Origin of the sequence: Schlesneria sp. (assembly GCF_036405755.1) — a bacterium.
Lineage (GTDB): Bacteria > Planctomycetota > Planctomycetia > Planctomycetales > Planctomycetaceae > Schlesneria > Schlesneria sphaerica.
Genome location: NZ_DASWWZ010000303.1, coordinates 1 through 5,203, shown reverse-complemented (window position 1 = coordinate 5,203; position 5,203 = coordinate 1). Strand labels below are relative to the sequence as shown.

Here is a 5,203-nt window from a genome sequence, read left to right as displayed (position 1 = left end):
CAGCGGCCCCTTCAGCGCTTTCAGGTACGGAGCGCCACCGATATCGGCAGGGAACAGCTTGACGATGTCGGCGCCCGCTTCCCATGCCGTCATGATTTCGGTCGGCGTATAGGCCCCCGGCATGACGAGTTTGTCGTAACGCATCCCCAGCTTGATGATCTCAACATTCACGCAGGGCGAAACCAGAAACTCAGCCCCCGCCAGAATCGCCACACGTGCCGTTTCAGGATCGAGTACCGTTCCGGCACCCAGCAGGATTTTGTTGCCCAGTTCTTTACGAACGGCAGAAATCACGTCGACCACGCCGGGGGTGGTGAACGTCACCTCAATCACGTCGATTCCCCCTTCGTAAAGGGCCTTTGCAACACTGACAAGTTGCTCGCCGGACTGGGCGCGAATAATCGCCACGATGCCACTCTTCAAGACACGCTGCAAATCTTCATGACGACTCATTCGTCGAAACCTTTCGATGACACTGAAAGAACGGGTAAGTGTGAAAATCGCCTCGAACGTGTAAGCGAAACCGATGGTCCGCGCGGCAGGCCCGGCCGATGCCCTCTGGAGAACAGCCATTCAAGGCATGGAAGAAGAAATCGACGACGTATTCAAGCGCGCGCAGAGAACTTTTCCGCGAACTCCAGAATCCACTGATCGACGACGTCGCAAAACCCTTCGACGTCGACCTGAGCGAGTTGCTGAAAGTGCGAGCGGCTCAGAACTTCCTTATTTCGGATTGCCCCGCGTGCCACCAGTTCGAGAATGCGAGTCGGCGAATAGGGGCGGACCAGCATTTCGATATGACTGTAAAAGTGGACGAGTCCTTTGGTACCGGCAGGTCCTGGCGCCAGATCATCACGACGGATGCGAGCGCCCCAGCCGTCGGCGGACATCAAAGGCTCGTAGTCAAAGCCGGGGAAATAGTCTGCCAGCTTACGCAGCCCCGCTTCGACGTGTTCAGAAAGTTCCAGGCGTGACTTGGAGTGGATATTGCGACATTCCTCTTCCGTCATTGCCCGCAGGGCCTGCTCGCGGCTCTCGGCTTCTCGCTGGCGCTGCCCGCGTTCAATTGCACGTTCAAGTCGTTGATCAAAGTTCATGAATATTTCTCACGGCCGTTGAATACGTCGCGTCGAGCCTGTCTTCGATCTGCCATCCCGGCACACGTGCAATGATATCCTTATCAGTCAAAGACTGTCTGCCAGAACGAGAAAACCGTCATCGGCGACTCCTGCCACACTGATGCCACACTGACACACATCATCGCATCAGCAGAAAAAGCGATTCAAAACGGTTAACTGACAAACTTTGCCGACGATGACGAATCAATCGATTCAAAATTCCAGTTCACCGGGCGTCTGCACGATTCTATTCCACCGGACCGCAACTTTGAACCATGTCCCAGCGGGAAATCCCGTTCAGGACGCGAGACTGGACCTGTAGACCTTTCAAATCTACAACTGTTGATGGGGAGACGTGCGGCTTTTGTGTAATCGCTACAACAGCGAACGGCAGCTTATGCCAGGAATGGGGATGGAAACCCGGAATCAGTGGTGTTAAGACAATAGGCACAGATGTTGCTTCATCAAAGCTCGGCTGAAAGCAGAATGGCTTCGCAGTCGAAGAACGATGAGGACGGTACTTGATGGCTCCCGGTAGTTGATGGCTTCAGAGTGCACTTGAAGACAAGTGGCCGAAGAAGAAGTTGGACCTGTACTAGCAGGGCCAATGGCGTGAGGATGGCCATGATCGATTGGAACCGATGGCAGAATTATCAGCAGGCGATGAGCCCTCTCAGTTGGGCGATCGTCGGGCTGGTAGTGTTGGGATCGATCTGGCTGATTGTTTGGATCAGGTCATACTTTCGCGATGATGCCGACAATGCGGATGAGACACTGGAAATGCTCACACAGTTCCGCGAATTGCATCAGGAGGGTGGCCTCTCAGACGATGAGTTCCGATTAATCAGGAGCCGTCTTGCACTGACTGCGAAACAGGCATTACAGGCAAGACACGAACCAAGCGCAGTTCCCGCCGAAACTGGATTACCAGGATTTTTGGAGACGAAGCTCGACATCCCTCTGGACGCGCCGGAATCGACTGCAATCGTAAAGCCAGAGGATGCTCCCTCAGAAATGATGGATAAGGAAGCCCAATAGCATGCAAATCCCAATTGCAAAGCCAGGCCAGGGACGCGCCGCCAGCTTTCACCACTGTGTCACTCACTGAAGAAGTTCAATCGGCAGCGTTGAAGGATAGCTGATGGCCTCAGGACGCGATTTTATGTCGACCGGCAAGCGCGGTGCGACCGGTAAAAAAAATGCAAACTGTTCGTTCTGTCGAAAGAGCTACCGCGAAGTCGGTCCGCTCGTCGAGGGACCGGACGAAGTTTACATCTGCGGTGAATGTATTGAACTGTGCCAGAATATTCTGGACCAGGAAAAACGTCGCCGTGGCGGATCGACCAAACTGTTCAACCGCGTTCCCACCCCTCGGGAAATTACGGAACACTTGAATCAGTATGTCATCGGTCAGGACCGCACCAAAAAACTGCTTTCCGTAGCGGTCCACAACCACTACAAGCGGCTGATGGCCACGGCTGACGTGGACAACGATATCGAAATCGAAAAGTCGAACATTCTGCTGATCGGCCCCACCGGTTCGGGTAAGACGCTGATGGCAAGAACGCTTGCCCGTCTGCTCCAGGTCCCCTTCGCCATCGGCGATGCGACGACCCTGACCGAAGCTGGCTACGTCGGGGAAGACGTCGAAAACCTGTTGCTGAAGCTTCTGCACGCGGCTGACTTCGATATTGAATCAGCACAGCGAGGAATCGTCTTCATCGACGAGATCGACAAGATCGGCAAGACGTCCCAAAACGTCTCGATCACTCGCGATGTCTCTGGTGAAGGGGTTCAGCAAGCCCTGCTCAAGATGCTCGAAGGGACCGTCGCGAACGTGCCGCCACAAGGGGGCCGTAAGCACCCAGAACAGCAGTACATCCAGATCGATACCACGAACATCCTCTTCATCTGCGGGGGGACATTCGTCGGCCTGGAAGACATCATCGCGAAACGGATGGGGAAACGAACCATCGGTTTTGGTGCCTCGGGAACCGCGATCCACGAAGATGCACGGACTCGCTCCGGAAAGCTGCTCAGTCAGGCCTGTACCGATGACATTATCGAATACGGCATGATTCCTGAGCTTGTCGGGCGACTCCCCGTCGTCAGCGCTCTTCTGCCACTCGAAGAAGAAGACCTCGTTAAGATCCTGGTCGAACCCAAGAATTCGCTGGTCAAGCAATACCAGAAGTTCTTCCAGATGGAGAACGCCGAGCTCGAGTTCACCTCAGACGCACTCCGCGAAATTGCCCGCATCGCGAAGGAAAAGGATACGGGAGCACGCGGACTTCGATCGGTCGTGGAAGACTCGATGTTCGAAGTCATGTACGACCTTCCTGATCAGGCGGCTGGCAAGAAGTACGTGCTGACACCCGAAGTCATTCGTGGTGAAACCCGACTTCGTCCGCTCGATGATTCCGCCACCGCGGCGTGATCAGCCGATCACTCGGAAAGCACAAGCAGCCCTGACTCTCAGTCAGGGCTGCTTTTTTTATGAACGACTTCGACTTCCGGTCAGCCTTCTACGTCGTCCCTGTTCTTGAGTCGTCCCTGTTCTTGAAGGGACGCATGCCGAATATCAGCGAGTTCCCTTCAACTGAACTGGCTGCAAACTGCGAACAGTAATCGTGTCGGCGTTCCAGTCGTCACGGTGGGCTCGCGGACCAATAATTCCCATCGCACGTCCCACATGCCTGTTCAAGTCGACTCCAGGGGCTGGCTGAAGGTAGGCGAGAAAGCGTCCATCCGGAGCGATCAGAACATACTGCGGCCCACCGGGAAAGGTTTTGGCCATCTTCTGAACGATCCCCGCACCATCGAAGGCAGGAGCACCATTCCCTTGCGGTGGCGCCGGACGCTGAGGTTGCGGCTGTGCCTGCGGTTGCGGTTGCGGTTGTAATTGCGGCTGCGGCTGCGGCTGAGCCTGGGGTTGTTGCGGAATTGGCTGAATCGGAGGAACGTTCTGCGGTGGAGCGGTATTAGGAATCTGGCGCGGGACAGTGGGAGACTGCAGAGCAAGCAGTTCCGCGTCTCGCTGTCGGGTCTCCTCGGACAGCCGTGTGAACTCAAGATAGTTCTTGTGGATTTCACGATAACGTTTGACGGCATCGAGACGAGATCCGATCGTCGCCGTCATGGAGGGCATTCCCGTCTCCCCATCGAGGCGTCGATACTGCTCGTCGAGAGAATCAAGATTCCATTGAGTCGGTTCCTGACGGATCATGTCCCGAAACTGATTGTCGATTTCTTCAAGTTGTTTCCGTGCTACAGCAAGTTGCTCTGCATCGGGTCCGGTCTTTCGAACGCCACTGTTTTCCACGCCGTCCGTATCCGTCGAACCCGCTGAGTCTCGCTCTTCACGACGGATGGGGCCAGTCGAAATGGGCCGGGCGAACGCATCTTCGGCGAGATTCGCGACGGGCCCTGAGGGCTTCTTGCGCGGCGATTGGGGCGCAGGGAAGGGCTCTGTCCGAATTGCATCCGCAGGCACAATCGATTTGCGCGCGATCCACCGCCATTCGCGTTTCACCGGGCTGATCTTGTACATCAGCCGCATGGTGTCATCGAAGCGAAATTCTTTCTCACCCAGAATTTCGACGGCATCGCCCTTGGAGAGATGAGCCTGGACGGTCATGAATTCGTCTGGCTTCACGTTGCTGCCAATGTGAACGACAACATCGTTGGCCTTCAGCACGCCACTTTGCGGCCCACTTTTTTGCACGTACTCGGCTCGGATCCAACTGAAACTTCCCGGAGGGGGTGCAATCATGCACCAACCGCCCGGATCATGGCGGTGTACCATGACCCGATCACCCTTCCGCAATTTGTCGGTTGGATAGAACTTCGGGCCGGGTCCGCTCCAGACACTCTCGCCGTCCTCTGCATCCACGATCGCTTCATAAGGAAACTTACGCTCTTCAGATTGCAGCGGCGTACTGCCCGCAAACAGAGTAGCGCAAGCAATCAGCAACAGAAAACGCATCGGCGAGGCCTCCGTGCCGAATCGATCGAAACTTTGAATCCAGATCAACAAGCTGGGTCGAGCGCGAATTACATGTCCAATAGAATACGACACTCGGAAT

General features: G+C 55.5%; 5 protein-coding genes. 2 read left to right on the top strand and 3 right to left on the bottom strand.

The features are described 5' to 3' along the window. A partial coding sequence (locus VGE80_RS10615) for a bifunctional 4-hydroxy-2-oxoglutarate aldolase/2-dehydro-3-deoxy-phosphogluconate aldolase (protein WP_440592642.1) occupies positions 1-453 on the bottom strand: 453 nt, incomplete at its 3' end. A gap of 152 nt (positions 454-605) precedes the next feature. After that, positions 606-1,097: a hypothetical protein gene (locus VGE80_RS10610; RefSeq protein ID WP_440592641.1), complete on the bottom strand. Its 492-nt coding sequence runs from the start codon at positions 1,095-1,097 to the stop codon at positions 606-608. A 645-nt stretch (positions 1,098-1,742) separates the two neighbouring features. Here VGE80_RS10610 and VGE80_RS10605 point away from each other — a divergent pair. Both VGE80_RS10605 and clpX read left to right on the top strand, forming a co-directional pair. Continuing rightward, a complete protein-coding gene (locus tag VGE80_RS10605) occupies positions 1,743-2,156 on the top strand; it encodes a hypothetical protein (RefSeq protein WP_373652738.1) in 414 nt (137 codons plus the stop codon). A gap of 103 nt (positions 2,157-2,259) precedes the next feature. Then, a complete protein-coding gene (clpX, locus tag VGE80_RS10600) occupies positions 2,260-3,555 on the top strand; it encodes an ATP-dependent Clp protease ATP-binding subunit ClpX (protein ID WP_373652739.1) in 1,296 nt (431 codons plus the stop codon). A gap of 144 nt (positions 3,556-3,699) precedes the next feature. Here the strand turns inward: clpX and VGE80_RS10595 are convergent, their stop codons facing one another. Continuing rightward, entirely contained in the window at positions 3,700-5,103 is a 1,404-nt protein-coding gene (locus VGE80_RS10595) for a hypothetical protein (RefSeq protein ID WP_440592640.1), read from the bottom strand. Positions 5,104-5,203 lie beyond the last annotated feature (100 nt).